This window comes from Stenotrophomonas sp. YJH_SMC_6 (assembly GCF_059371335.1).
Genome location: NZ_JCAFUM010000005.1, coordinates 156310 through 181965, shown reverse-complemented (window position 1 = coordinate 181965; position 25656 = coordinate 156310). Strand labels below are relative to the sequence as shown.

Genomic DNA, 25656 nt, shown 5'->3' with positions numbered 1-25656 from the left:
GTGATCGGCGCATGCCCGATCCCGCACTGACGCAGCGTCTGGAAACCCTCTGGCGGATGGAATCGCCGGTGTTGATCGCGCGCCTGGCGCGGCTGCTCGGGGGCGATGTCGGCCGTGCCGAGGAGCTGGCCCAGGACACCTGGCTGGCCGCGCTGGAGCGCTGGCCGGAACAGGGCATCCCGGACAACCCCGGAGCCTGGCTGATGACCACTGCGCGCAACCGTGCCATCGATGTGCTGCGCCAACACCAGCGGGTGGCGCAGCAGCATGCGCAGTGGGGCGAGGAACTGCACCCAGCGGCGCTGCCGGCACCGGATGACAGCCAGGCGCTGGAGGATGACCTGGGTGACGATCTGCTGCGGTTGATGTTCGTGGCCTGCCATCCGGTGCTGCCGGCCGATGCGCGGGTGGCACTGACCCTGCGCCTGCTCGGTGGCCTGACCACCGTCGAGATCGCACGTGCGTTCCTGCAGCCCGAGCCGACCATCGCCCAGCGCATCGTGCGCGCCAAGCGCACCTTGGCGCAGAAGCAGGTGCCCTATGAGGTGCCGCGCGCGGACGCGATGCCCGAGCGACTGGCTTCGGTGCTGGAGGCGATCTACCTGGTCTTCAATGAAGGTTACGCGGCCAGCGCCGGCGATGACTGGATGCGTCCGGCGCTGTGCGAGGAGGCACTGCGGCTCGCACGCATCCTGGCGCACCGGCTGCCGGTGCCGCCGGTGCTGGGCCTGCTGGCACTGATGGAACTGCAGGCATCGCGTGCTGCGGCACGGACCGACGCGCAGGGCGCGCCGGTGCTGCTGGACCAGCAGAACCGCGCGCGCTGGGACTGGCTGCAGATCGAACGCGGGCAGCAGGTGCTGGCCCGCGCGCTGGCCGCCGGTGGTGCTGATGATCCCTATGTACTGCAGGCGCGCATCGCCGCCTGCCATGCGGCTGCGCGTCGGGCTGAAGCCACCGACTGGCCACGTATCGCTTCGCTCTATACCCGGTTGCTGCGGGTGATGCCTTCGCCGGTTGTCGCTTTGAATCGGGTCGTGGCGGTGCTGCGCAGCGAGGGCGCGTTCGCTGCGTGGGCGCAGCTGCAGCCGTTGCTGGTGGATGCACGCCTGCGCGACTATGCCCCTCTGGAGGTAGTCCGCGCGGAGATACTACAGGCGCTGGGGCGCGACCTCGACGCGCGTCAGGCTTTTGCCGAAGCCGCCAGACTCAGCCAGAACCAGGCGGAGCGGGGCCTGCTGCGCCAACGGGCCGGACTGCCGCCCCAGGAGTGACTGCGACGAACGCAGCACTTGTCGGCAGGCGCCTGAGCGGCTATGTTTCGCGCCCAGCGGACGCATCAGCGTCCGCATTCCGTGCGTATTGACCGAGGAGCGGTTGGATGTATTCAAGGACGAAGAGCGCATCGCGCGCTTTTGCGCGCCTGCTTGCCTGTGCCCTGTGCCTGGCCGTGTGGCCGATGGCCGCGCAGGCGGCTGACAAATCGCAGCAGGCCTACTGGGCCGGTTTTGCCTATACCGCGGATGCCGCTGCCGTGCAGGCGACCACGCCGCATGCGCATGCCGTGCTGGAAAAGCGCGGCCTGATCCCGCTGAACCAGACCCTGGCGCAGGCGCTCAAGCGCCGGCCGCCGGCGAACCTGGAGCTGATCGACCAGCCGGTGGCGATGCTCGACGGCACCACCAGCGCGACGGTGCTGGCCGCCGCACTGGACCGCGAACTGGTCTCGGTCGAGCCGATCGGCAACCAGTACAAAGTGCTGGTGGAAGTGGCCCTGCAGGCACTGTTCTTCGATTTCCGCGAGCGCCAGGTGATCGCGTCCTATCCGCTGACCCTGCAGCGCATCGACGTGCAGGATTACCGGCCGGACAACGACGATATCGACGCGATCGTCGCCGATCTGCTGTACGGCAGCGCCGATACCAGCCTGTCGCAGGTGCTGGCCGCCAGTCTCGCCCAGGCCAAGCTGCCCGATGCCGCCGTGCGTCGCCTGCAGGTCGGTGGCGTAACCCTGTCCGACGCGGTCCGCGCCAAGCTGCCCGACCCGAAGTGGGAAACCCCGCTGCGCGCCACGCTGGCCCATGAACTGTCCAAGACGCTGTCGTCCAATACCGGCGTCGGCCTGCTGCCGCCGGCCTCGGGCCAGGCGATCGGTGGTGCGATGGCCGCCCGCTTTGCCGACGGCAAGGTCTACCAGCTGAAGATCCCCGAGCCGGACTACGTCATCACTGTGCAGGTCGATGCGCTGAAGAACGGCGTCATCAATGAAACCCCGGCGATGAAGACGATGCTGTTCGGCGCGTTCTTCACCGCCAAAGTGACCGAGCCCTTCTCCGGCAAGGTCTATTTCGAACAGCCGCTGCGCAAGGGCGCCACCAAGGTGGTGCCGGTCACGCAGTGGCAGGTCGACCAGTGGTCGGCCAGCTACGAAACCCTGCTGGCCGGCTTCGATGCCTTCGCCGGCGCCGCCGCCAAGCGTGCCGATTCGCGCGCATGGCTGGACGAACAGAAGCCGGGCGGCCGCCCGTTGCAGCAGCAGACCCAAGCCCTCCAGGAGTTGATCAAGTCATGTCGTTGATGCGTACCATCCTGCTCATCCTCATCGCGCTGGTGGTGGCCTCGCCGGTCGCCGCGCAGACCGCGAGTTCGCGCGGTACCGGTTCGGCCAGCTACGGCCTGCGCCTGAGCGCCGACACCCGCGCCCAGGCCCTGAACAAGGCCAAGGTCAATGCACTGGAGGCGTACATCGCTGAAACCGGTGCGGCCAAGCTGCGCCTGTTCGAAGCCCGCCGCGCCGAGTTCATCGGCGAGATCGACCGTTATGTGCTCAGTGCCGTGCCGCTGTCGGACACCGAAGACAAGAAGGCCAAGACCTACACCGTCACTGTCCGCGCCGAGATCAACACCACGCTGCTGCAGACCAAGCTGGACGCAGGTTCGGCCGTGGCCGGTGCCACCGCCGCGCAGCGTTCGCTGCTGACCTTCCTGTTCATGGCACGCTCGCAGGACACCGTGCAGTCGTTCCAGGACAAGGAATACCGCCGCGTCGACGCCAGCAGCAGCTACAGCGAGAACACCCGTGAAGGCGACAGCTTCCGCGGCAACTCGGTCAGCACCAACGGCAGCATCAACCAGAACGGTTCGGTGTCGGTCACCAGCGGTGGCAGTACCACCCAGCGCAGCGACAACATCAGCTGGAAGGTGGCCAACGCCGCTGAAGTGAACACCGCGATGACCGGTGCCTTCAGCGCCGCCGGCTACGAAGTGGTTGAAGCCGAGTATGTGGAAGGCGAATCGCGCGGCCTGCTGAGCATCGAGCGCATCCGCAAGGACTTCAGCACCGGCAACGACCTGTCTGCCGCCACCCTGCGCGATACCGCCAACGGCATCCGTGCGGCCAACATCCCCTACATCGCCGTCGGTACCCTCGACGTCGGCATGCGCGACCGCGATCCGGCCAGCGGCAACACCCGCGTGTTCGTCACGGTCACCGGCAAGGTGCTGGATGTGACCGGCCGTTTCCCGCGCACCGTGTCGTCGGTGGGCCCGGTGCAGTTCTCCGGCACCGGCCCGAATGAAACCGTGGCCCGTACCAATGCCCTGCAGCTGGCTGCCGAGAAGGCCGCCCAGCAGATGATCAACGAACTGAACGTCAAGGCAGTCCGCTGATCCGCCACCCGGTGGGTGCCGAGCTCGCTCGGCATCGCGCTGGGGTTACCGATTCCCACGTGCCGCTTCGCGGCCGTCTCTCCCAAAGGACACTCATATGATCCGCAATACCGCTCTTGTCGTGGCCATCGCTGCCGCCACCCTGTCGATGCCGGCCCACGCGGGCCTGGGCAAGCTGAAGGACCTGGCCGGTGCCGCCACCGGCACCTCCAGCAGCAGCGCCTCCAGCGCCGCCGCTCCGGACGAAGCCGCGCAGGAAGCGCTGGTGCGTCGTTTCGTCAGCTCGCAGTCGCACTCGCTGCAGGCCCAGACCTCGTTCGCCCGTGCCTTCGGCCTGGCCGAGCAGGTGCAGCTGCTGGAAGCCGAGCGCCAGGCGCTGTCGTCGGGTTCGGTTAGCGTCGATGCGATGAAGAAGTCGGTGTCGGTCAGCGAAGCTGCGCAGGCCGCGATCAACGAGCGCCAGGCCGCTCAGCCGGAACTGAACGCTGAATCCAAGCAGCACTACGCCGAAGGCCTGGTCTCGCTGCTGGCGTCGGCAGCCGAAGCACAGAAGCTGGGCGGCGAAGCCAGCAGCTTCACCGCCGGCATGAAGAACCTGGGCGCGACCCAGCTGGCCACCGTTGGCCGCAAGCTGGCAGCGGGCGCATGGGTGGCCAAGGAATCGCCGGGCTTCATCCAGGGCCTGTACGGTTCGACCAAGTCGGCCGTGACCTTCGCCAGGAAGAGCAAGGTGAAGGTGCCGTCCAACGCCGACTCGATGCTCGACTCGATCTGATCCGAGGCGAATCTCCATGCGTATGACAACCCGTTTGATCGGCCTGGGCTTGGCCGCCGCGCTGCTTGCAGCCTGCGGCAAGCAGGACACCCCGGCCGCCGCGCCCGCCAAGGACAAGGCAACCAGTGCACTGGCCAGCAATGCGCCAGTGGAAGCAGCGCCCCTGCGTGGTACGCCGGATTTCGGCGGCACCACCCAGGTCGCGCGCGAAGCCGACGGCATCGGCAGCACCCCGGAACTGGCGGTGCTGGCGGCACTGCAGTCGGCCGTGGCGCAGGTCAACGGCGTACGCGTGGCCAGCCAGATGCAGGGCCTGCGCGCAGGCCTGCATGTGGATGTGGATGGCGAACACGTCGGCGATATCCGCGCCGACGCGTTCACCCAGCAGATGATCGCCGGCTCGCAGGGCGCGGTGCTGGGCTATGAAATCCTGTCGCAGGATGAAGTGCGGCAGCTGGACGAGGAAACCATCGCCCGCGTGCGCGCCAGCGATGAAGGCTGGAGCTTCAAGGGCTCGGCGTCGGCCACTGCGTCCGGCGAAGCCTCGGCCAAGAGCGGTTCGGCCTCGGCCAGTGTCAGGGAAAGCTACGACGAGAAGGTCAGCGTCGATGCCAAGCGTGGTGCAAGCTCGTTCGATTCCGACGTGACCCACCGCAGCATGCGCAGCTACTGGAAGGTGCGCGTGCGCGCGCAGATCGCCCAGTACCGCGCGCCGGACGAGCAGGGCAAGCCGAAGATCGTGGTTGCACTGCCGCGCACCAAGGCCGGCAGCTACGCCGTAGGCGATGGCCGCGTGGATGCCGATGAAGTGGCCGACGCGATCCGTGCGCGCCTGTCCGACACGCTGACCCAGACCCAGCGCTTCATCGTGCTGGACCGCGAGTTCGGCGACGAACTGCAGGCCGAGATCGACCACATCAACAGCGGCAACGTGCGCCTGCAGGACACCGCGCGCGTGGGCCAGCAACTGGCGACCGATCTGATCCTGATACCGACCATCGAACGCTTCGAGTACCCGCGCAGCGTGCGCAACCTGCGCATGTCCGACCGCCAGGTGACCTCGTACTCCGGTGGCGGCCGCATCACCCTGCGCCTGATCAACGCCACCACCGGCCAGGTGGTGATGTCCGACAGCTTCGACCACCAGCTGGCCTCGACCGGCCCCAGCACCCTGCCGCGCGTGGTCAACGGCCGCAACATGGCCGCGGCGATGATGGAATCGCTGTCGGGCCAGATCGGCACCAGCATCGTCACCACGCTGTTTCCGGTGTCGGTGGTCTCGGTGGACGGTGACCAGGTGGTGCTGAGCCAGGGCGGTGACACCGTGCAGGCCGGCCAGCGCTGGCAGGCCGTGCGCCTGGGCGAAGAACTGAAGGACCCGCAGACCGGCCGCTCGCTGGGCCGCAGCGAACACCCGTGCTGCACCATCCGCATCGACCGCGTCGCTGCACAGACCTCGTACGGCACCATCGAAGACGGCGTCGACGCGATGCGCGGCGGTTTCCGTCCGGGCCAGATCGAGCTGCGCCAGAAGCTGGGCAGCAAGCCGGCCGCCGCCGCCGCAGGCGCGACTGCCTCGGCCGCTCCCGCAGCTGCCGCACGCCCGGCCGCCAAGCCGAAGCCCAAGCCCGCTGCCGCGCCCGCCGAAGACCCGAACTGGTAACAGGCTCAAGCAACACACCGAAGGGGTCAGAGCCCTTTCCCGCCGGGAAAGGGATCTGACCCCTTCGTGTTTCCGTCCGCGTCGACCAAGGTCGACACCTACCAACAGCGATGTGTCGACCAAGGTCGACACCCACCAACAGCAGCGGGAACCTGTCGAAGGCGGGGTGGGTCCGGTTGCGGGGGCGTGAGCCGCATGGATGCGGCGACCGAGCTTACATGGATGTACTTGCAGCGTCCCCCGCAACCGGACCCACCCCGCCTACCCTCAGGAAACCAGCTTTTGCTGTTGCTTCGGCTGTTGCCGTTGTTTCGGCAGGTGCAGGGCGCAGCCCTGCCGAATCCCATTACACTCCAGAAGGATTTCCTGCTGGAGAGAGCAATGAAACGAGTAGCACTGGGCCTGCTGGCCCTGTCGGTGTCGAGCGCACTGATGGCGGCCACCCCGAAATTCGACGGCGCGCGGATCTCCGCCGACGTCAAGGAACTGGCCTCCGACGCCTACGAAGGCCGCTCCCCGGCCACCGCCGGCGAAGAAAAGACCATCGCCTTCCTCAGCAAGCAGTTCGCCGACGCCGGCCTGCAGCCGGGCGGTGACCTCAAGGACGGCAAGCGCCTGTGGACCCAGGCCGTGCCGCTGCGCAAGGGCGACATCGTCGGCGCGCCGCAGTTGGCATTGCACCAGGGCGGCAAGACCCTGCCGCTGGAACAGGGCAAGCAGATTGCCGTGCGCGCCGCCATGAACGGGGCCAGCAACGTCGACATCAGCAAGGCCCCGCTGGTGTTCCTCGGTTACGGCGTGAAGGCCCCGGAGCGCAACTGGGACGACTTCAAGGGCGTGGACCTGAAGGGCAAGATCGCCGTCGTACTGATCAACGACCCGGACTTCGAGACCGGCCAGGGTGACTTCGACGGCAAGGGCATGACCTACTACGGCCGTTGGACCTACAAGTACGAAGAAGGCGCCCGCCAGGGTGCGCTGGGCGTGCTGATCGTGCACGAGACCGCACCGGCGTCGTACGGCTGGGCCACCGTGGCCGGCTCCAACACCAACACCATGTTCGACGTGGTGCGCGACAACCCGGCCGACAGCCACCCGCTGCTGGAAGGCTGGATCCAGCGCGACCTGGCCGTTGAGCTGTTCCGCTCGGCCGGGCAGGATTTCGAGGCGCTGAAGAAGAAGGCGCAGCAGCGCGACTTCACCCCGGTGCCGCTGACCGGCGCCAGCCTGGACGCGAAGTACGCGGTGAAGACCGAAGTGATCATCTCGCACAACGTGGCCGCACGCCTGGAAGGCAGCCGCCACCCGGACGAGACCATCGTCTACAGCGCGCATTGGGACCACATCGGCGTGGGCGAGCCCGACGCACGTGGCGACCGCATCTTCAATGGCGCACTGGACAACGCCAGCGGCACCGCCTCGCTGATCGAACTGGCCCGTGGCTTCGCCAAGGCCAAGCGTCCGGAGAGGTCAGTGCTGTTCCTGGCGGTCACCGCCGAGGAAAAGGGCCTGCTGGGTTCGGAGTACTACGCCACCCATCCGCTGTATCCGCTGGAAAAGACCGTGGCGGTGATCAACATGGACGGCATGGCGCCGTTCGGGCCGTCGCGCGACTTCGGCATCTACGGTGCCGCGCGTTTCGAGCTGCTGGACCAGCTGAAGGACGTGGCCAAGGGCTGGGATATCCGCTACACCCCGGACCCGAAGCCGGAAGCCGGCCTGTTCTTCCGCTCCGATCACTTCCCGTTCGCCAAGCGTGGCGTGCCGGCGCTGTCGTGGTCGGCCGGCCAGGACTGGGTGAACGGTGGCGTGGCCGCAGGCAAGAAGGCCTCCGAGGACTACACCGCCAAGCGCTACCACCAGCAGGGCGACGAATGGCAGCCGGACTGGGTGTTCGCCGGTGCCGCCCGCGACCTGGAAGTGCTGTACACGCTCGGCAACCAGCTGGCCAACACGCGCAGCTGGCCGAACTGGAGCAAGGACGAATCGTTCCGCGCCGTTCGTGATGCCAGCGCCGACCAGCGCAAGTAAGGGCATGCGCCGGGTTCGCCCGGCGCCTCCCGGGTAGTGCCGGCCGCTGGCCGGCATCCCTGTGATGCATGCGGAGAAAGTGGGGAGCCGGCCAGCGGCCGGCACTACCAGATGGCTTTCCATCCCCACTTTTCCGGCCTTCGTCGCAGCCCGCTTGTTTGCCCGGCGGGCCGCCCTATGCTCGGCTCACCCCCTTCCTCCAAGGCGCCGCCGTGTTCGCCAGCCTCTCTCTCCTGATCCGCCACCTGCTGGCCTGGGCCGCCGCGCTGGTTGTCGCCGGCATGGTCTGGAGCGGCATCTTCAGCGGCATGAACGATGGCCCGGGCTGGGTGTTCGGCCTGCTGGCGATGTTCCTGATGATCTCCGCGCTGGGCAGCGCGATCACCCACGTGCGCCGGGTCTGGCTGGTGGCCGGCCGACTGGATTCGACCACGTTGTCCGGGCGCCAGCGCCGCCAGGTGGAACTGCCGATGGATGCCGGCCAGGCCTATGCGGTGGTGGAAGCGGCGATTGCCGAACTTCCGCGCGTGGAAGATGTGGAAAGCTCGGCCGGCAGCCTGCAGGTGCGCGCCTACGTGCGCCGGGTCGACCTCTGGAATGGCCGCCAGCCCTCGCGCTGGAACCTGCCGGCGCGGCTGGCGATCAAGCGCAACAGCGTGCTGGCGACGGTCACGCCGGGGCAGGGCACCAGTACCGTCACTCTGCTGTTCGAACCGGATGCTGGCTGGTGGGCCGATCTGCTGGCGCTGGATGAGGGCAGCAACTTCGAGAACGCCGAAGCGGTCACCCGCGCGATCAGCCGCCGCGTGGCCGACCAGCGCCGCGATGAGCAGGCCGCGGCCGAACAGACCCAGGTGGAAAAGGAACTGTCGGTCGCGCGCTTGAACCTGCTGCATGCGCAGGTGGAGCCGCACTTCCTGTACAACACGCTGGCCAACGCGCAGGTGCTGACCCGCACCGACCCGGCACGTGCCGAGCAGATGCTGGGCCACCTGATCCAGTACCTGCGCAGCTCGTTGCCGCAGGTGGACGAGTCGGTGTCGACGCTGGGCGTGGAGCTGGAACGCACGCGCGCCTACCTGGAGATCCTGCGTATCCGCATGGGCGCACGGTTGGCGGTGGAAGTGCAGGTACCGAATGAGCTGCATGGCGTGCACCTGCCGGCGATGGCACTGCAGACGCTGGTGGAGAACGCGATCAAGCACGGCCTGGAACCCAAGCCCGGCGGTGGCACGATCTGGATCCTGGCGCGTGGCTTCGATGACCATGTGACCGTGACCGTCGCCGACGACGGGCTCGGCTTCGGCCAGGGCACCAGCGGCACCGGCATCGGCCTGAAGAACCTGCGCGAACGCCTGCGCCTGACCTGTGGCGAGCAGGCCGGCGTGGCGATCGTTGCCAACTTCCCCAGCGGTGTTGCCGCGACCATGACCTTGCCGCAGACACACAAGGAGCGCAGCCATGCCGCTTGAAGCCCTCATTGCCGAAGACGAGGAACTGCTGCGGCAGTCACTGGTGGAACAGCTGCGCCGGTTGTGGCCGGAGCTGAAACTGGTGGCCGAGTGCGAGGACGGTGCCAGTGCGCTGGAGCAACTGGCCGAGACGCAGCCGGACATCGCGTTCCTCGACATCCGCATGCCCGGCATCAGTGGCATCGAAGTTGCGCGCTCGCTGTCCGAGCTGAGCCCGCGCACCCAGGTGGTGTTCGTCACCGCCTATGACCAGTACGCCATCGACGCGTTCGAGCAGGGCGCGATGGATTACCTTCTGAAGCCGGTCAGTGACGAACGCCTGCTGGCGACGCGTGAGCGCATCCTGTCGCGGCTGCCATCGACACGCCAGGATGACGCCGTGCTTGAACGCCTGCTGCAGCGGCTGGGGCCATCGCAGGGTGCTGCCGAGCGCCCGCCGCTGGCCTGGATCACCGCCAGCAACGGCCGCGAGACGCAGCTGATCATGCTGGAAGATGTCGCCTACTTCCGTGCCGACAACAAGTACACCACCGTGGTCACCGCTGCCGGCGAGAGCCTGTTGCGCACACCATTGCGCGAACTGCTGGAAGTACTCGACCCGCAGCACTTCCGCCAGATCCACCGCTCGACCATTGTCAACATGAAGGCGGTGGCGGCGGTCAGCCGCGACGATACCGGGCGCGGTGTGCTGCGGCTGCGGGGCCGGACGGAAACACTGGTGGTCAGCCAACCATTCATGAGCCTGTTCCGCGGCATGTAGCCGCACCGCACCTTTCCGCTACCAGGAGCATTGCATGCGTCTTTTCCTGCTTGCAGGCCTCGCTGCACTGGCGCTTGCCGGTTGCCAGAAGTCCACCGAAACCGCGATCACCCGCACCACTGCCAATGGCGTGGACACGCTGTACAGCAAGCGCACGGTAGTGGACGGCGTGGCGCGTTTTGAGTGCATGGCCAGCCGCAGCGGTCAGTGCCATTACCTGTTGCTGGACCCGGCCTGTCGTCCTGACGCCGCGTGTGCGAGAGCGCCGATACGGTCGTTCGCGTTGGCGGTCGGCACCACCCAGGAGTTCAGGGACCTGCCGAAGGGCTTCGCCCAGTGCGTCAGCGAGGATCGGAAAGAACAATGCCACCGTGAGTGATCACGGTGGCATTGTGGGTCCCCCCGCTTCCCTGAAGGGTCAGTAGGCAGGCTGCAGTGTCAGGTCGTGGTGGTGCTCGTTCTCGCCCACGTGGTTGAGGCGGCCGACCAGTTCGGAGTGCTGCTTCATGCGCCCGATCTCGGTCATGATGCGGATGTCCTCGTGGCGCAGCTCGCGCTTGGCGGTGACCGCCTGCTTGTAATCGAGCACTTCCGGGTAATGCTCGGCCAGTTCCAGGGCCTCGGCCACGTGCTCGACGCTGTCGGCCTTGGAGCTGATGCGTGCGCGACTGTTGAACGCCTTCATCCAGCGCTCGAAACCGGCCTGCTGATCGAACATGTTGGCCATGAACCAGATCACGAACAGGATCGAGACCCACGAGCCGAACACGACTACCACGCGGGTGAACGTGATATGGAAGTCGTCACGCCACAGGTAGTTGGCGATCAGGCCAAGAATCAGCAGCGAGGCCGCCTGCCAGCCGACGATCGAGGCGATCAGCCATTGGCACTTGGCCTGCGCCAGCACGGCTACTTCATCGCGGATCTGCTGCTCGCTGAGATTGCGCCAATGCGCAACCTGTTTATCGAACGGGCTGCTGTAGAGCTCGTTGTCGCGAAGCAGAATTCCCAAACCCTTGAACAAAGCAATCATGGCTGGCTCCTTGTGGAACGTGCGTCGATCAGCATTGGACGGTGTGGCGGGTCCAGTTCTAGCACTTCCAGCGAGCCGTGCAATGGGCGCAATGCCAAGCAGCGTAAGGGCCTTCTCTGAATCGGTGAATGTTGCTGCATCGCAGCATCGAGGCCGGAGCCTGCGACAGGATGTCGCAGGGTGAAATGTGCTGCGGCCGCACATGAAACCGTGGCTGAGTGCGAAGACTCGCCGCCGGCGTCGTGATCGCCCAGAATCGGGGCTGACCGCGCAACTCGCGGCCACTCTTTCGCTTTTCCTGGACCTGTGATGCCGGCTCTGCTGCAGCGACTCTCCCGCCCCGTCACCGCGCCGATCCGGCGCTGGGTACTGGAGGCCTTCCCGCGTGGCCAGAGCGGCATCGATTACGACCAGCCGCTGGGTGACCCGGGCTGGTTTGGACCTGACAGCGTGACCTGGCGCCTGCACGCCGAGTTCCCCTCGATGCTGGCCGGGGGCCTGTGTGCGCTGATGCTGCAGACCCTGCATCCGCGCGCGCTGGCCGGGGTCTACGACCACTCCAATTTCCGCCAGGACCTGGTGGGTCGCCTGCGTCGCACCACCGCGTTTGTCGCCGGTACCAGCTATGCACCCAGCGGGGAGGTAGAGGCGCTGGTGGCCAAGGTGCGCCGCATCCATGCACGGATCCGCGGCCAGACCGCGCAGGGCGAGCCCTACGCGGCGGACGATCCACAACTGCTGACATGGGTGCACGTGACTGAGGCGTTTGGTTTCCTGCAGGGCTTTCGTCGCTACGGGCGCGAGGTGCCGGCGCACATCGCCGACCGCTACTACGACGAGTACCGCCGCGTGGCCGAAGCACTGGGTGCGGTGGATGTGCCGCGCAGTGAAGCCGAGGTGGCAGCGTACTTCTGCGCGCGGCAACCGGAGCTGCGTGTGGACGAGCGCTCGCGTGAAGTGCTGGAGGTGTTGTCCGGCGTGCGCCTGCCGGTACCGGTGCCGGGGCTGTCGCGCGAGGTGTTCCTTGGCGCCGGTGCGGCACTGCTGCCGGACTGGGCCGAAGGCATGCTTGAACGCAGCGGCCGCCAGCGTGCGCAGGCGGCCGCTTCAGCGAAGCTGATGCAGGGCATGGCGCCGCTGTTCCGCCGTGCGCTGCCCGATGGCCTCGCCAGCCGCGCCTGTGCGCGCATGGGCGTGCCGGTGGAAGCCCTGCGCGAGTGGCCCGCGATTACCTGATAGGTGCCAACCTTGGTCGGCAAGCGCTGCGCGATAGAGCTTCATCCACGCATGGCGTGGATCTGCTGATGCCATGGTTTTGGTTGGCACGCGTTGCGCGCGATGCCGCAGAAGGGCCAACCAAGGTTGGCCTCTACCAGAGCGGATGCCGCAGCATATCCACGCCATGCGTGGATGGGCCTCACCCGGCCGACTTCAAGCCACGCAACAGCATTTCCAGCGCCGTCGTCGCCTGCCGCAGGCGCGCGTCGCCATCCTCGCCCTCGGCGATCCAGAACGCGGCCTCGGCCAGGCTGCCGTAGATCAGCGATGCCAGCGCCTGCGCATCCGCCGGCATCGCTACGCCCTGCGCGATCAACTGTTCGATCAGGCGCTGCATCGAGTGGACGCAGTGGCGCTGCGATTCCGGTGAGGCGCCACCCAGCACCGCGCGCGCGTCACGCAGCACGATGCGCTGGATCTCCGGCTCCAGCGCCATCTCCAGATAGGCACGGCAGCGCTGTACGAAACCGTCCCAGGCATCATCCGCGCCATCGCTGATCGCCTGCAGGCGCAGGTCGGTCTCGGCATCGAGCTGGGCGACCACCGCGGCCAGCAGGCCCTTCTTGTCGCCGAAGTGGTGGTAGAGCGCACCCCGGGTCAGGCCGGCCTGGGCGGTCAGGTCATCCATCGAGGTGGCGGCATAGCCATGCTCGCTGAACACGCGGCGGGCGGTGGCCAGCAGGCTGGCACGGGTTTCTTCCATCTCGGCGCGGGTGCGACGGACCATCCGGAACTCCTTACATACGCAGTGCATGATTATTTACATACGACGCGTATGAATGTAGGCTCTTATTCATACGCTCTGTATGTATTGTCGTGGCGCCGGGAGCGCCAGGCAAGCCGCTGCCCTGGAGATCCCGATGGCCACCCCCTACCGCGACCTGTTCGCCGCCCCCGGCACCGCCGGCCTCGCCCTGGCCGGCCTGCTGGCCCGCCTGCCGCTGCCGATGACCGGCATCGGCATCATCACATTGCTGTCGCAGCTGCGCGGCAGCTATGCCTTGGCCGGTGCGGTGTCTGCCACCTTCGTGCTGACCTATGCGCTGCTGTCACCGCAGGTATCGCGCTGGGTCGACCGGCGCGGGCAGGGCAGGGTGCTGCCATGGGCTACTGCGGCCAGTGCGGCAGGGTTGTTGCTGCTGCTCGCGTGCACGCTGCTGGCTGCGCCAGACTGGGCGCTTTTCGTCGCCGCCATGCTGGCTGGATGCATGCCCAGCGTGTCCGCAATGGTGCGCGCACGCTGGACTGCGATCCATCGCGGTCGCCCGCAGCTGCAGACCGCGTATTCGCTGGAGACCGTGTTCGATGAGGTGACCTTCATCGTCGGTCCACCGTTGTCAGTGGGGCTGTCGGTGGCGGTATGGCCACAGGCCGGCGTACTGGCGGCCGCCCTGTTGCTGGTGGTCGGCGTCGCCGCATTGGTGCTGCAGCGGGGCACCGAGCCGCCGCTGCAGCAGCACGAAGGTGCAACTCCCTCGGGCTCGCTGCTGCGGCACACGGAGATCCGCCTGCTGGCATTGCTGATGCTGGCGATGGGCGTGATTGTCGGTACGGTCGACATCACCAGCGTGGCCTTCGCCGAACAGCGGGGGCAGCCGCTTGCCGCCAGCGTGGTGCTGTCGGCCTATGCGCTGGGCAGCTGCGCGGCGGGCCTGCTGTTCGGGGCACTGAAGCTGCAGGCGCCGTTGCGGCGCCTGTTGCTGCTCGGTGCAGCAGCTACCTCGATGACCACCCTGCCGCTGCCGTGGGTCGGCAGCCTGCCCGGGCTGGCCGTGGCGGTGCTGCTGGCCGGGGTGTTCTTCGCGCCGACGATGATCGTGGCGATGTCGCTGGTCGAACAACGCGTGCCCGAATCGCGCCTGACCGAGGGCATGACCTGGCTGCTGGCCGGATTGAACATCGGCGTGGCGCTGGGCGCGGCGCTGTCCGGGCAGAGCGTCGATGCGGGGGGCGTGCGTAGCGGCTTTGTCGTTGCACTGGTGGCAGGCGGGGGCGTGCTGCTGTTGGCCGTACTCGCGCGACGTGCCTTGCGCCCATCTGCTGCATCCACCTCCCCTGAAGGCATCATCCCGTGAGCGCTTCATCGCCTGCGCATGCCGCGCCTGTGCATCGCCATCCGTGGTGGGCGGTTTCTGCGGTTGGCCTCGCCACCTTCTCGGTGGTCACCACCGAAATGCTGCCGGTGGGCCTGCTGACCCCTGTCGCCGAAGATCTCGGCGCGTCCACCGGCACCGCCGGCCTGATGATCTCGCTGCCGGCCCTGCTGGCGGCAGTGTTCGCACCGCTGGTGGTGATCGCAGCCGGTGGCATCGATCGTCGTCGCATCCTGTGCGTGCTGCTGGGGCTGCTGCTGGTCGCCAACGTTGCTTCGGCGCTGGCACCCGGCATCGGCTGGCTGCTGGCCGCGCGCGTACTGGTGGGGTTCTGCATGGGCGGGATCTGGGCCATCGCTGGTGGGCTGGCAGCACGCCTGGTGCCGGCGCATCGCATCGGCCTGGCCACCTCGATCATCTTCGGGGGCGTGGCCGCAGCATCGGTTCTGGGGGTGCCGCTGGGTGCACTGATCGGCGACGCCCTGGGCTGGCGCTTCGCGTTCGCAGCGATGGCGCTGTTCAGTGCGGCGGTGATGCTGCTGCAACTGTGGGTGGTTCCCGCGTTGCCGGTGGTGGCGTCGGTGCGCCCGGCGCAGTTCGTGCAGCTGCTCGGCCACCGTGGCCTGCAGCGCGGCCTATGCCTGACGCTGCTGCTGGTAGCGGGTCACTTCATTGCGTTCACTTATGTGCGCCCGTTGCTTACCCTGCGATCGGGCGTGGATGCCGCTTGGATCGGCGCGCTGCTGTTCGCCTATGGCATGGCGGGCATCGCGGGCAACTTCATCGCCGGACCACTGGCCGCTCGTCACCCGCGCAGCATGCTGCTGGCGATCTCTTGCGGCCTGCTGCTGACGCCGTTGTTGTTCCTGTGGCTGGGCGGCACACCCTCCGGCGGCATTGTGGTGCTGTTGCTGTGGGGCCTGGCCTATGGCGGCGTGTCGGTCGGCCTGATGAGCTGGATGATGAAGGCAGTGCCGCACGCGGTGGAGATCGCCACCGCGCTGTATGTCGGTGTGTTCAATATCGGCATCGCAATGGGCGCGTGGGGCGGTGGACGGCTGCTGGATGGCGTGGGCCTGCATGCGAATCTGTGGGTCGCGGCCGGGCTTGCCATGGTCGCCACGCTGGTGATTGCCACAACGCGCCGGTAGATCCACGCCATGCGTGGATGGCTTGTAGTCCTGTAGACCTGTAGATATGCCGACCAACGTCGGCATCCACCCGAGCGGGGCATTTGCCAACCAAGGTTGGCAGCTACCAGAGCGAGGCATGTGCCGACCAACGTCGGCACCCACCCGAGCGGGGCGTTCGCCAACCGAGGTTGGCAGCTACCGGGAAATGAAACGGGCGCCTCGCGGCGCCCGTTCCGGTTACATCACCACACCTTGACCCGCTTGTCCGGGGCCAGGTACAGCTTCTGGCCTTCCTTCACCTCGAACGCCGGATACCAGGCGTCGATGTTGCGCACGGTGAGTGCGCGGAACTGGCCTGGTGCATGCACATCGGTCAGCAGCGAGTTGCGCAGCGCCTGCTCGCGGCTCTTGCTGCGCCACGCCTGGGCGAAGCCGAGGAAGAAGCGCTGGTCCGGCGTGAAGCCTTCCAGGGTCTGGCCCGGCTTGCCCTGCAGCGACAGCTGGTAGGCATCGTAGGCAGTGCCCAGGCCGGCCACGTCGGCGATGTTCTCGCCCAGGGTCAGCTTGCCGTTCACATGCACGCCCGGGAACGGCTCGTAGCTGCTGAACTGCGCGGCCAGCGCATCACCGGCGGCGTTGAACTGCTTCAGGTCCTCGGCGGTCCACCAGTTGTGCAGCTTGCCGGTCTCGTCGAACAGCGCGCCGGCATTGTCGAAGCCATGGCTGATCTCATGGCCGATCACCGCGCCGATCGCACCATAGTTCACTGCGTCGTCGGCGGCACCGTCGAAGAACGGCGGCTGCAGGATCGCGGCCGGGAACACCAGGCGATTTTCCAGCGGCACGTTCATCGCATTGATGGTCTGCGGCAGCATCGCCCACTCACTGTGGTCGACCGGCTTGCCCAGCTTGGCGATGTTGCGCTGGTATTCGAACAGCTCGGCGCGCTGTGCGTTGCCGAGCGCGTCATCGCGGCGGATCTCCAGGCCGGTGTAATCACGCCACTTCTCCGGGTAGCCCATCCCCACGGTCAGGCCGGCGACCTTGGCCTTGGCATGCGCCTTGGTCTGCGGCGACATCCACGACAGTGCGTCAATGCGCTTGGCGAAGGCGGCGATGATGTTCTTCGCCATTTCGTCCGCACGCTCCTTGGTCCTGGCGTCGAAGTGCTTCTCGACATAGCGCTTGCCGATGGCCTCGCCGACAGCATGGTTGGCATCATCCACGGCGCGCTTCCAGCGATCGCTCTGCTGCGGCGTGCCGCTCAGCGCGGTGCCATGGAAGGCGAAGCGGGCGTCGGCGAACTTCTTCGGCAGGTAGGCGGCGGCACGGTCCAGTGCGTGGAAGGCCAGGTAGTCCTTCCACACCTCCAGCGGTTCGGTGGCGACCAGCCTGGACAGGCCGGCCACGGCCTTGGGCTGCCACACGATGAAGTCCTGCTGCTCGCCCAGCGCGGCCGCATCAAGGAAGGCGTTCCAGTCCATGCCCGGTGCCTTGGCGTTGAAATCGGCCTGGGTCCACGGATTGGCACCCTTGGTCACGTCGTTGGTTTCTTCCTGGGTGGCATGCGCCTGCGCGATCTTCGTCTCCAGCGCAAGGATGCGCTGTGCCTTGCCGGCCGGGTCGGCCACGCCGGCCAGCTGCAGCATCTGCGCGATGTAGCCCTGGTACTGCTTGCGCAGTTCGGCCATGCGGCCGCCGCCCAGGTAGAAGTCGCGGTCGGGCATGCCCAGGCCGCCCTGCACGAGGTACGGCGCGGTGCGGTCCGGCTGCAGCATGTCGACCGAGACCCACAGGCCGAACAGGCGGTCGGTGTAGAAGTTGGTGGCATTGAGCAGGTCGACGTCGGCGCGCATCTCGCCGCCGAGGGCACGTGCCAGGCCGGCCTTGTCGGCGATGGTCTCGATGGCCTTCAGCTGCGGCTGCACCGGGGCGATGCCGTGCTGCTCGATGCCGGCTTCGTCCATGTAGGCGGCGTAGTAGTCGCCGATCAGCTTGTCGTCACCGCTGGCCTGCGCATTGCCGGCCGCACCCTCGAGGATGGCGCGGGTGTCGGCCAGGGTCTTTTCAGCGATGACGTTGAAGCTGCCGAAGCGCGAACGGTCGGCCGGAATCTCGGTGTTCTTCACCCAGGTGCCGTTGGCGAAGCCGAAGAAGTCATCGCCGGCCGCGATGCTGCGGTCCATGCCGCTGGCATCGAAGCCGAAGCTGCCCAGCATCGGCTTGGCGGCAGCGGGTGCAGCCTCGGCGGGCTTGGCGGTGCCAGCGGCCGGATCGGCCGGACGGTCGCAGGCAGCCAGGGACAGGCTGGCAACGATGGCCAGTGCCAGGGTGGGACGGCGCAGCTTGGACATGGACTTCTCTTGCAGCGGAAAACCCCAAGTCTAATCCGCCGCAGCCCGGCTGGCCGTCCCTGTGGCTGGCCGGTCCTGTGCAGGATCTGGCTGAACGCGCCGAAGCGATCTTCACGCCGTCACCGGGGTGGTGCATGCTGGGCCCTGGAGCCCTGCGCGGACACGGGGAGGTGGCCATGCAGGACGGGGTCAGGCGTCAAGAATGGCGTCCGCCGGCCGTTGAGGTCGGGGATGTGGAGGATTCGTTCGCGCATGAAGCCAGCCGACTGCACAAGGAAGATCGACCGATGCCCGCGTTGAAGCGGGCGTTGGCCCGTCCGTTGCGCGCCATCACCTGGGGCGGCGTGCTGCTGGGCCTGTTGCTGGTGGCCGGATTGGCCACCATGCTGGCCAACGACCATCACCGCCGCCTGGAGGCGGCGCAGCGGCAGAGCCGGGCGCTGGCGGTGGGGAGCGAGCGCCTGCTGGCGCTGGAACTGCGCAATCTGGAGCGGGCGATGACCGGCATCGCCGGCGATGCCGGTGAGTTGTTCCGCAGCGTGCCGTCACAGGCTCCGGCACTGCTGGAGGCGGCCATCGGTGGCGTGCTGCGCCGCCACGCTGAACTGCACAGCATCGTGGTGCTGGACCGCCACGGGCGCGCGCTGACCGCCGGGCGCGGCGACCTGCAGCTGCCGCTGTGGACCGACCCGCTGCGCCGGGGGCAGGGCAGTGCCCTGTACATCGGCCCGCCGCAGCGGGCCAGCGATGGCGACTGGGTGGTGCCGCTGGCACTGCCGATGGCCGGTGAACGCTGGCTGTTGGCGCGGCTGCGCTGTGGTGAACTGCAGCGCATCGCCGGCGGCCTGGATGTTGGTCCCAACGGGCTGGTCTCGATCACCGACGCCGAGGGTTACATGCTGGCGCGCGTGCCCGATCCACATGGCACGGTCGGTCGCCGCTACGACCTGCCGCGGCGTGACCTGCTCGGCAAGCAGGCGGTGGTCGAGCTCGGCAGCCTGCCCGGCGTGGTCGATGGTGTGCCGCGCATCACGACCATCAGTACGCTCGACCGCAGCCCGCTGGCGGTGCAGATCGGCCTGGCCGATGAAGACGTGCTGGCACCCTGGTGGCCGTACCTGCAGGCATCGGTGGCGATCGTGCTGGCCTACATCGTAGTGCTGCTAGTGCTGCTGGTGCTGCTGTATGCGGTGCGCCGCAGTACCCGCAGCCAGCAGGCGATGGCCGAGGAACTGAAGGCGGGCCATGCCGAGCTGCGTCTGGCCCATCAGGTCGGGCGTGTCTGCACGTGGTACGTGGATGAGGACGCCGCGCTGCTGCGCTGGTCCCCCCTGGCGCGCGAGATCTTCGGCGTGCAGACCGATGCGCTGCCGGTAGCCGACTTCTTCGCTCGCGTGCATCGCGATGATGCCGCGCGCCTGCAGCAGGCTTTCGACCAGGCCTTTGCCGGCGGCGCAGTGCTCGACCAGGTGTTCCGCCTGGTGCTGCCCGGTGGTGAAGTGCGCTGGGTGGGCGCGCGCGGACAGCGGGTGGAGGTGGCCGACAGCGAACGACGCATGATCGGCGCGTTGACCGACCTGAGCGAACGCTACCAGGCGCGCGAGCAGATGAGCGAAGTGGAACGCCGCTTCCGCCTGCTGTTCGACCGCAACCCGGCGCCATTCTGGGTGTTCGACCCGGACACGCTGCGCTTCATCGAGGTCAATGACGCGGCGGTGCGGCAGTACGGCTACAGCCGCGAAGAGTTCCTGGCGATGAGCATCCTCGACATCCGCCCGCGCGAAGGCTGGGACGAGGTGCGTGGTGCCATCCAGCGCGCGCAGGTGGGCGATCCCCCCGACGCAACCGTGCGCCTGCACCGGCGCAAGGACGGCAGTGTGTTCGAGGTGCGCGCACACCTGTCCAAGCTCGATTTCGACGGACAGCCCGCGTGCCTGGTGCTGGCCGAGGATGTGAGCGAACGGCTGGCCTACGAGCGCGACCTGGCCTACCAGGCACGGCACAACCCGGCCACCGGCCTGCTCAACGTGCGTGCATTGACCGACCAGCTGGATGAGCAGGGCGAGGGCTATACCATCGCCTTCGTGCAACTGCGCGGACTGCAGCTGGTGGCCGATACGCTGGGCCGTGAGATCGGTGATGCCGTGCTGCAGTCGATGGCGACCCGCTTGGGCGGGTTGGGCGCACGCTGCGGCACGCTGGCGTTCCAGCCGGCGGAGGACTTCGTGTTCGCCATCGGTTCGGAGCACGATACCCAGCGCGTGCTGGACGACCTGCTGCAGATCGTGTCGGCGCCGATGCGCGGCAAGGATTCACTGCACCAGTTCGAGCCGCGCATCGGCGTGGCGGTGCATGTGGCCGGTGACGGCCACAGCGCCGAACAGGTGATCGGCATGGCCGCGCAGGCGGCGCACGCGGCGCGTGCGGAGGGCAACGTGGTGGTCTGGTTCGACGCAGCGGTGACCACGCGGCTGGCCGACCGGTTGCGCCTGGCCGGGCGCATCCATGCGGCCATCGACAACGAGTTCCAGCTGTACTTCCAGCCGATCCGGCATGCCAGCGATGGCAGCCCGGCGGCATTGGAGGCATTGCTGCGCTGGCCGCAGGCTGATGGCAGCTTCATTCCGCCCAATGAGTTCATCCAGCTGTGCGAGGACACCGGGCTGATCCTGGCACTTGGCCGCTGGGTGATCCGAGCGGCAGCGAAGGCGCAGCGGCGGTTGGTCGAGGCCGGGTGGGGCGAGCTGCCGATTGCGGTCAACGTCTCGGCCGTGCAGTTCTTCAACAGCGACCTGGTGGCCGAGTTCACCCGCGCCCAGCAGGAGTTCGGGTTGGCGCGGGGTGCGCTGCATGTGGAACTGACCGAGAGCAGCCTGATGCGCAAGCCGGGGCAGGCGATGCAGACCATGCAGCGCCTGCACGAGCAGGGCATCAGCGTGTCGCTGGATGACTTCGGCACCGGCTATTCCAGCATGTCCTACCTGCAGCACCTGCCGCTGGACATCCTGAAGATCGACCGCAGCTTCGTGGCGGACGTGGAAACCAATCCACGCAACGCCTCGATCTGCCGCGCACTGCTGTCGCTGGGCCACAGCATGGGCCTGACCATCATCGCCGAAGGCGTGGAGACGCCGGGACAGCTGGACTGGCTGGCTGCGCACGGCTGTGACCAGGTGCAGGGCTACCTGCTGGGACGGCCGGCACCGCTGGAACGGATCATCGACGCGCTGGATGAGGTCGCCGCCTAAGTGGTAGTGCCGGCCGCTGGCCGGCATTCGCCCAGGACCGGGAGGTGTCTGATTGCCGGCCAGCGGCCGGCACTACCGCAAACGCCAGGCTCGGCTACACCCCGGCCTCCACCAGGTGGTCGATGAAGCTGCGCACCTTCGGTGCCAGGTGGCTGCGGCTGGTGTAGACCGCGAAGATGCCGATCGGCGCGGCCTCCCACTCGGGCAGGACGCGCACCAGACGGCCATCGGCCAGTGCGTCTTCCAGCAGGAAGTCCGGTTGCAGGATCACGCCCATGCCGGCGATCGCCGCTTCGCGCAGCACGTCGCCGTTGTTGGCGTGCAGCAGGCTGCTTACCGCCACCTTCACTTCACCGCCGGGCCCCTGCAGCGGCCAGTTGTTGCCTGCGGCCCAGTAGCTGTAGCTCAGGCATGCGTGTGCCTGCAGCTCCTGCGGGGTCTGCGGGGTGCCGTGTGCGGCCAGGTAGGCCGGCGCGGCGCACAGGCTCACCCGCGATTCGCCCAGGCGGCGCGCGATCAGCGTGGGACCGGGCTCGCGGGTGATGCGGATGGCCACGTCGTAGCCTTCCTCGACCATGTCCACCAGCCGGTCGGACAGCGCCAGGTCCAGCTCCACCTGCGGGAAGCGCTGGCGATAACTGGCCAGCAGCGGGCCGAGGCGGGCAATGCCCCAGCTCACCGGTGCGTTGATGCGCAGCGTGCCCGAAGGCTCCAGCGCCTGCGCGCCGATACTGGCTTCCAGCGCGTCGAATTCGGCCAGCAGGCGCACGCACTGGGCGTAGTAGGCGGCGCCGGCACTGGTCGGGCTGACCCGGCGCGTGGTGCGGTGGAGCAGGCGGGTGGACAGGCGCTTTTCCAGCGCCGCGACCTGGCGCGTGACGCCGGCGGTGGACATGTCCAGGGCCTGGGCGGCGGCACTGAAGCCGTTGCGCTCGACCACCGCCACGAACACGCGCATCGCCTCGAGGGTGTCCATTGTTGCGCCTTGTGAAATAAATACGGTCAAACGATCGTATTTATCGGCCAGTGAAGGCGCAATAACCTGTGCCCACTCCCTTCAAGGTGCTTTGCCATGCACACCACGACCGCTCCTGTTTCGCCGCTGGCGCCGTATGGCGCCACCCTGCTGCGCCTGGCTCTGGGCGTGCTGTTCCTGGTCCACGCACTGACCAAGCTGCTGGTGTTCACCCCGGCCGGTACGGCGGCGTTCTTCGAGTCTCTGGGCCTGCCCGGTGTGCTCGGCTACCTCACCATCGGCGTCGAACTGGTGATCACCGTCGCGCTGCTGCTGGGCATCTACGCACGCTGGGTGGGCCTGGTCGGCGTGCCGCTGCTGCTGGGCACCATCGTCACCGTGCACGGCGCCAACGGCTTCGGTTTCGCCAATGCTGGCGGCGGCTGGGAATACCCGGCGTTCTGGGCGCTGGCGCTGGTGGTGCTGTTCCTGCTCGGCGATGGCAAGTGGACCCTGCGTTCGCGCTGATCGCCGCCTGATCCTGCAACTGGAGAATTCCATGTCCCGCCTGCCTTCGCTGTACATCTCCCATGGTTCGCCGATGACTGCCCTGCAGCCGGGCCAGGTTGGCGTGCGCCTGGCCGAGCTGGCGCGCGATCTGCCGACGCCACGCGCCATCGTGATGGCCTCGGCGCACTGGCTGGGCCGGCAGCCCCTGGTCGGTGCGCATCCGCAGCCGCCGACCATCCACGATTTTGGTGGCTTCCCGCGCGCGCTGTTCGAACTGCAGTACCCGGCACCGGGTGATCCGGCACTGGCCGAAGAAGTGGCCGGCCGCATCGCCGCCGCAGGCCTGCCAGTGGCCATCGACCCGCAGCGTGGCCTCGACCACGGCGCGTGGGTACCGCTGCGGCTGTTGCGCCCTCAGGCGGACATCCCGGTGGTGCCGGTGTCGATCCAGCCGCTGCTCGGCCCCGAGCATCAGTTCGCGCTGGGCCGTGCGCTGGCGCCGCTGCGCGAACAGGGCGTGCTGCTGGTCGGCTCCGGCAGCATCACCCACAACCTGCACGACTGGGGCGACTACCAGGACGGCAAGGAAGCGCCGTACGTGCGGCCCTTCATCGAATGGGTGGAGCAGCGCCTGGCCGCTGATGACCGCCAGGCCCTGCTGGATTACCGCCGGCAGGCGCCGTTCGCCGAACGCGCGCACCCGACCGACGAGCACCTGCTGCCGCTGTTCTTTGCAATGGGCGCGGCCGGCGAGGGTGGTTTCGGCGCACGCCGCATCGATGCCGGCATCGATGCCGGCTTTCTTGCCATGGATCTGTACCGCTTCGACGGGGCATGAGCCGGGGCTGACGCGCGGCGGCCCCGGCCGTCGCGGCCATGGCCGCATGTGGTAGTTTTTTCCGGGTTTCCGGCGCTGGCCTCCAAGCCTCCCCACGCGCCGCTTCCTGGAAGAAGCATGCATACCATTGAAGTCGTCCTGGCGATGCTGGTGGCCGTTGTCGCCAGCGGCTACCTGGTTCGCGTCCTGCCGTTCTCGTTGCCGCTGCCGCTGGTGCAGATCGGCCTGGGTGCGGTCATTGCCGGGGTGTTCAACCGTGGCCACGCGCTGGAGCCGGAAGTGTTCTTCCTGCTGTTCCTGCCACCGCTGCTGTTCCTCGATGGCTGGCGCATTCCCAAGCAGGGCCTGTTCCGCGACAAGGGCGCGATCCTCGAACTGGCCTTCGGCCTGGTGGTGTTCACCGTCATCGGCGCCGGCTTCCTGATCCACTGGTTGATTCCGGTGATGCCGCTGGCGGTGTGCTTCGCGCTGGCGGCCATCGTCTCGCCGACCGACCCGGTGGCGGTGGGCGCGATTGCTTCGAAGGCGCCGATTCCCAAGCGCCTGATGCACATCCTGGAAGGCGAGTCGCTGCTGAACGATGCCTCGGGCCTGGTCTGCTTCCGCTTCGCGGTGGCGGCGGTGATGACCGGCACCTTCTCGCTGGCCACGGCCTCGCTGACCTTCGTGTGGGTGGCGGTAGCGGGATTGGCGGTGGGCGTGGCGGTGACGCTGGGTGTGTCCACCTTCCAGCGCTGGCTGTGGCGCCGCTTCGGCGAAGAGCCCGGCGCGGCGATGCTGGTCAACCTGCTCATTCCGTTCGCGGCCTACCTGCTGGCCGAAGAGATCCATGCCTCGGGCATCCTCGCCGCGGTCGCCGCCGGTATCGCGATGAGCTATGTCGAGCTGACCGGTCGCGTCTCCGGCAGCATGCGCGTGCAGCGCGCCGGGGTCTGGAACATGCTGCAGTTCAGCTTCAACGGCATCATGTTCGTGCTGCTGGGCGAGCAGCTGCCGGGCATCGTCGAACGCGCCACCACCACCATGAACGAGACCGGCCACCAGAGTGCGTGGTGGCTGCTGGTGTATGTGGTGGTGATCAATCTGGCACTGGTCGTGCTGCGCCTGTTGTGGGTGTGGTTGTCGCTGCGCTGGAACCTGCTGCGCGCGCGCCGTCGCGGCCTGGAGCGGGGCGAGGCACCGAACTGGCGCATCGTGGTGGCGACCTCGGTGGCCGGCGTGCGCGGTGCGATCACCCTGGCCGGTGTGTTGACCCTGCCGTTGTTCCTGCCCGACGGCAGTGCGTTCCCGGCGCGTGACCTGGTGATCTTCCTGGCCGCATCGGTGATCCTGTTCTCGCTGCTGGGCGCCAGCATCGCGCTGCCACAGCTGCTGAAGGGCCTGCAGCTGCCGGCTGACTCGGGCGAGCGCAAGGAAGAGGACCTGGCACGCCGGCTGTCGTCGAAGGCCGCGCTGGCCGGGGTCGAGCGCATGCGCCAGCAGCTGGTGATGAACCAGAACACCGAGAACGTGCAGCTGTACAACGACGCCGCCTCGCGGGTGAGCCTGCTCTACCAGCGGCACCTGGAGCGCGACAGTGATGGGCCCGACGTTGACCCGGAGAAGGTACGGCGCATGGAAATGGGCTACCGCCAGCTGCGCAGCGCCGGCCTCAATGCCGAGCGCGAGGAGCTGTTCCGGTTGACCCGGCGCGGGGTGATCTCCGATGAGATCTCGCGGCGCCTGATCCGCAACCTGGACCTGCTGGAATCGCGCAAGCGCGAATGACCGTGTACCCCGGGTGGGTGCGGACCTCGGTCCGCGTTGATCGGGGTCAGATCCCTTTCCGCAGGAAAGGGATCTGA

General features: G+C 67.7%; 20 protein-coding genes. 16 read left to right on the top strand and 4 right to left on the bottom strand.

Features of this window, described 5'->3' with window-relative positions:
* Window positions 1-11 precede the first annotated feature (11 nt).
* From AC5P9N_RS07330 to AC5P9N_RS07290, 9 genes are all read left to right on the top strand, one after another.
* Window positions 12-1274 (top strand): RNA polymerase sigma factor, encoded by a 1263-nt coding sequence (locus tag AC5P9N_RS07330; RefSeq protein ID WP_099484182.1) that lies wholly within the window; start codon window positions 12-14, stop codon window positions 1272-1274.
* A 107-nt stretch (window positions 1275-1381) separates the two neighbouring features.
* On the top strand, window positions 1382-2578 hold the full coding sequence (locus AC5P9N_RS07325) for a hypothetical protein (RefSeq protein WP_033833696.1): 1197 nt from the start codon (window positions 1382-1384) through the stop codon (window positions 2576-2578).
* A complete protein-coding gene (locus AC5P9N_RS07320; protein WP_005407892.1) occupies window positions 2569-3669 on the top strand; it encodes a hypothetical protein in 1101 nt (366 codons plus the stop codon). Before AC5P9N_RS07325 ends, AC5P9N_RS07320 begins: the two co-directional genes overlap by 10 nt.
* Before the next feature lie 97 nt (window positions 3670-3766).
* Window positions 3767-4444 (top strand): hypothetical protein, encoded by a 678-nt coding sequence (locus AC5P9N_RS07315; protein WP_012479008.1) that lies wholly within the window; start codon window positions 3767-3769, stop codon window positions 4442-4444.
* A gap of 16 nt (window positions 4445-4460) precedes the next feature.
* The gene (locus tag AC5P9N_RS07310) at window positions 4461-6107 is read left to right on the top strand and encodes a CsgG/HfaB family protein (RefSeq protein ID WP_043033936.1); all 1647 of its coding nucleotides are present in this window, start codon (window positions 4461-4463) and stop codon (window positions 6105-6107) included.
* Window positions 6108-6488: 381 nt separating this feature from the next.
* Window positions 6489-8138, top strand: a complete 1650-nt coding sequence (locus AC5P9N_RS07305; protein WP_099484183.1) for a M28 family metallopeptidase — start codon at window positions 6489-6491, stop codon at window positions 8136-8138.
* 212 nt (window positions 8139-8350) lie between these two features.
* Window positions 8351-9610: a sensor histidine kinase gene (locus tag AC5P9N_RS07300; RefSeq protein ID WP_005407896.1), complete on the top strand. Its 1260-nt coding sequence runs from the start codon at window positions 8351-8353 to the stop codon at window positions 9608-9610.
* Entirely contained in the window at window positions 9600-10370 is a 771-nt protein-coding gene (locus tag AC5P9N_RS07295; protein ID WP_005407897.1) for a LytR/AlgR family response regulator transcription factor, read from the top strand. The genes AC5P9N_RS07300 and AC5P9N_RS07295 overlap by 11 nt, the downstream gene beginning before the upstream one ends.
* Before the next feature lie 34 nt (window positions 10371-10404).
* Entirely contained in the window at window positions 10405-10749 is a 345-nt protein-coding gene (locus AC5P9N_RS07290; RefSeq protein ID WP_049395680.1) for a hypothetical protein, read from the top strand.
* A 39-nt stretch (window positions 10750-10788) separates the two neighbouring features.
* Here the strand turns inward: AC5P9N_RS07290 and AC5P9N_RS07285 are convergent, their stop codons facing one another.
* On the bottom strand, window positions 10789-11403 hold the full coding sequence (locus AC5P9N_RS07285) for a hypothetical protein (RefSeq protein WP_005407899.1): 615 nt from the start codon (window positions 11401-11403) through the stop codon (window positions 10789-10791).
* A gap of 309 nt (window positions 11404-11712) precedes the next feature.
* Here AC5P9N_RS07285 and AC5P9N_RS07280 point away from each other — a divergent pair, with 309 nt between their 5' ends.
* Complete coding sequence (locus AC5P9N_RS07280) at window positions 11713-12639, top strand: oxygenase MpaB family protein (RefSeq protein ID WP_099484184.1); 927 nt, start codon at window positions 11713-11715, stop codon at window positions 12637-12639.
* A 181-nt stretch (window positions 12640-12820) separates the two neighbouring features.
* On the opposite strand, the gene AC5P9N_RS07275 is transcribed toward AC5P9N_RS07280, so the two are convergent.
* Entirely contained in the window at window positions 12821-13408 is a 588-nt protein-coding gene (locus AC5P9N_RS07275) for a TetR/AcrR family transcriptional regulator (protein WP_062608072.1), read from the bottom strand.
* 133 nt (window positions 13409-13541) lie between these two features.
* Here AC5P9N_RS07275 and AC5P9N_RS07270 point away from each other — a divergent pair, with 133 nt between their 5' ends.
* The gene (locus tag AC5P9N_RS07270; RefSeq protein WP_099484185.1) at window positions 13542-14756 is read left to right on the top strand and encodes an MFS transporter; all 1215 of its coding nucleotides are present in this window, start codon (window positions 13542-13544) and stop codon (window positions 14754-14756) included.
* On the top strand, window positions 14753-15925 hold the full coding sequence (locus tag AC5P9N_RS07265; protein WP_099484186.1) for an MFS transporter: 1173 nt from the start codon (window positions 14753-14755) through the stop codon (window positions 15923-15925). Before AC5P9N_RS07270 ends, AC5P9N_RS07265 begins: the two co-directional genes overlap by 4 nt.
* Window positions 15926-16149: 224 nt before the next feature.
* On the opposite strand, the gene AC5P9N_RS07260 is transcribed toward AC5P9N_RS07265, so the two are convergent.
* Window positions 16150-18261, bottom strand: a complete 2112-nt coding sequence (locus AC5P9N_RS07260) for a M13 family metallopeptidase (RefSeq protein WP_005407904.1) — start codon at window positions 18259-18261, stop codon at window positions 16150-16152.
* Between the two features lie 176 nt (window positions 18262-18437).
* Here AC5P9N_RS07260 and AC5P9N_RS07255 point away from each other — a divergent pair, with 176 nt between their 5' ends.
* Window positions 18438-21509, top strand: coding sequence for a bifunctional diguanylate cyclase/phosphodiesterase (locus tag AC5P9N_RS07255; protein ID WP_495223822.1), 3072 nt, complete (start codon window positions 18438-18440; stop codon window positions 21507-21509).
* Between the two features lie 94 nt (window positions 21510-21603).
* On the opposite strand, the gene AC5P9N_RS07250 is transcribed toward AC5P9N_RS07255, so the two are convergent.
* A complete protein-coding gene (locus tag AC5P9N_RS07250) occupies window positions 21604-22485 on the bottom strand; it encodes a LysR family transcriptional regulator (protein WP_058980710.1) in 882 nt (293 codons plus the stop codon).
* Between the two features lie 96 nt (window positions 22486-22581).
* Here AC5P9N_RS07250 and AC5P9N_RS07245 point away from each other — a divergent pair, with 96 nt between their 5' ends.
* The 3 genes from AC5P9N_RS07245 (at window position 22582) to AC5P9N_RS07235 (ending at window position 25579) form a co-directional block, all read left to right on the top strand.
* Window positions 22582-22992, top strand: a complete 411-nt coding sequence (locus tag AC5P9N_RS07245) for a DoxX family protein (RefSeq protein ID WP_005407907.1) — start codon at window positions 22582-22584, stop codon at window positions 22990-22992.
* Between the two features lie 31 nt (window positions 22993-23023).
* Window positions 23024-23812 carry a dioxygenase family protein gene (locus AC5P9N_RS07240; RefSeq protein ID WP_005407908.1) on the top strand — a complete coding sequence of 263 codons (789 nt, stop codon included), beginning with the start codon at window positions 23024-23026 and terminating at the stop codon, window positions 23810-23812.
* Window positions 23813-23929: 117 nt separating this feature from the next.
* A complete protein-coding gene (locus AC5P9N_RS07235) occupies window positions 23930-25579 on the top strand; it encodes a Na+/H+ antiporter (RefSeq protein ID WP_005407909.1) in 1650 nt (549 codons plus the stop codon).
* The last annotated feature ends 77 nt before the right edge of the window (window positions 25580-25656 follow it).

Bases quoted from the DNA above. Each gene is read 5' to 3' on its own strand.
- AC5P9N_RS07330 (WP_099484182.1), top strand. From the start codon at position 12: ATGCCCGATCCCGCACTGACGCAGCGTCTGGAAACCCTCTGGCGGATG.
- AC5P9N_RS07325 (WP_033833696.1), top strand. From the start codon at position 1,382: ATGTATTCAAGGACGAAGAGCGCATCGCGCGCTTTTGCGCGCCTGCTT.
- AC5P9N_RS07320 (WP_005407892.1), top strand. From the start codon at position 2,569: ATGTCGTTGATGCGTACCATCCTGCTCATCCTCATCGCGCTGGTGGTG.
- AC5P9N_RS07315 (WP_012479008.1), top strand. From the start codon at position 3,767: ATGATCCGCAATACCGCTCTTGTCGTGGCCATCGCTGCCGCCACCCTG.
- AC5P9N_RS07310 (WP_043033936.1), top strand. From the start codon at position 4,461: ATGCGTATGACAACCCGTTTGATCGGCCTGGGCTTGGCCGCCGCGCTG.
- AC5P9N_RS07305 (WP_099484183.1), top strand. From the start codon at position 6,489: ATGAAACGAGTAGCACTGGGCCTGCTGGCCCTGTCGGTGTCGAGCGCA.
- AC5P9N_RS07295 (WP_005407897.1), top strand. From the start codon at position 9,600: ATGCCGCTTGAAGCCCTCATTGCCGAAGACGAGGAACTGCTGCGGCAG.
- AC5P9N_RS07290 (WP_049395680.1), top strand. From the start codon at position 10,405: ATGCGTCTTTTCCTGCTTGCAGGCCTCGCTGCACTGGCGCTTGCCGGT.
- AC5P9N_RS07285 (WP_005407899.1), bottom strand. From the start codon at position 11,403: ATGATTGCTTTGTTCAAGGGTTTGGGAATTCTGCTTCGCGACAACGAG.
- AC5P9N_RS07280 (WP_099484184.1), top strand. From the start codon at position 11,713: ATGCCGGCTCTGCTGCAGCGACTCTCCCGCCCCGTCACCGCGCCGATC.
- AC5P9N_RS07275 (WP_062608072.1), bottom strand. From the start codon at position 13,408: ATGGTCCGTCGCACCCGCGCCGAGATGGAAGAAACCCGTGCCAGCCTG.
- AC5P9N_RS07270 (WP_099484185.1), top strand. From the start codon at position 13,542: ATGGCCACCCCCTACCGCGACCTGTTCGCCGCCCCCGGCACCGCCGGC.
- AC5P9N_RS07260 (WP_005407904.1), bottom strand. From the start codon at position 18,261: ATGTCCAAGCTGCGCCGTCCCACCCTGGCACTGGCCATCGTTGCCAGC.
- AC5P9N_RS07255 (WP_495223822.1), top strand. From the start codon at position 18,438: ATGCAGGACGGGGTCAGGCGTCAAGAATGGCGTCCGCCGGCCGTTGAG.
- AC5P9N_RS07250 (WP_058980710.1), bottom strand. From the start codon at position 22,485: ATGGACACCCTCGAGGCGATGCGCGTGTTCGTGGCGGTGGTCGAGCGC.
- AC5P9N_RS07245 (WP_005407907.1), top strand. From the start codon at position 22,582: ATGCACACCACGACCGCTCCTGTTTCGCCGCTGGCGCCGTATGGCGCC.
- AC5P9N_RS07240 (WP_005407908.1), top strand. From the start codon at position 23,024: ATGTCCCGCCTGCCTTCGCTGTACATCTCCCATGGTTCGCCGATGACT.
- AC5P9N_RS07235 (WP_005407909.1), top strand. From the start codon at position 23,930: ATGCATACCATTGAAGTCGTCCTGGCGATGCTGGTGGCCGTTGTCGCC.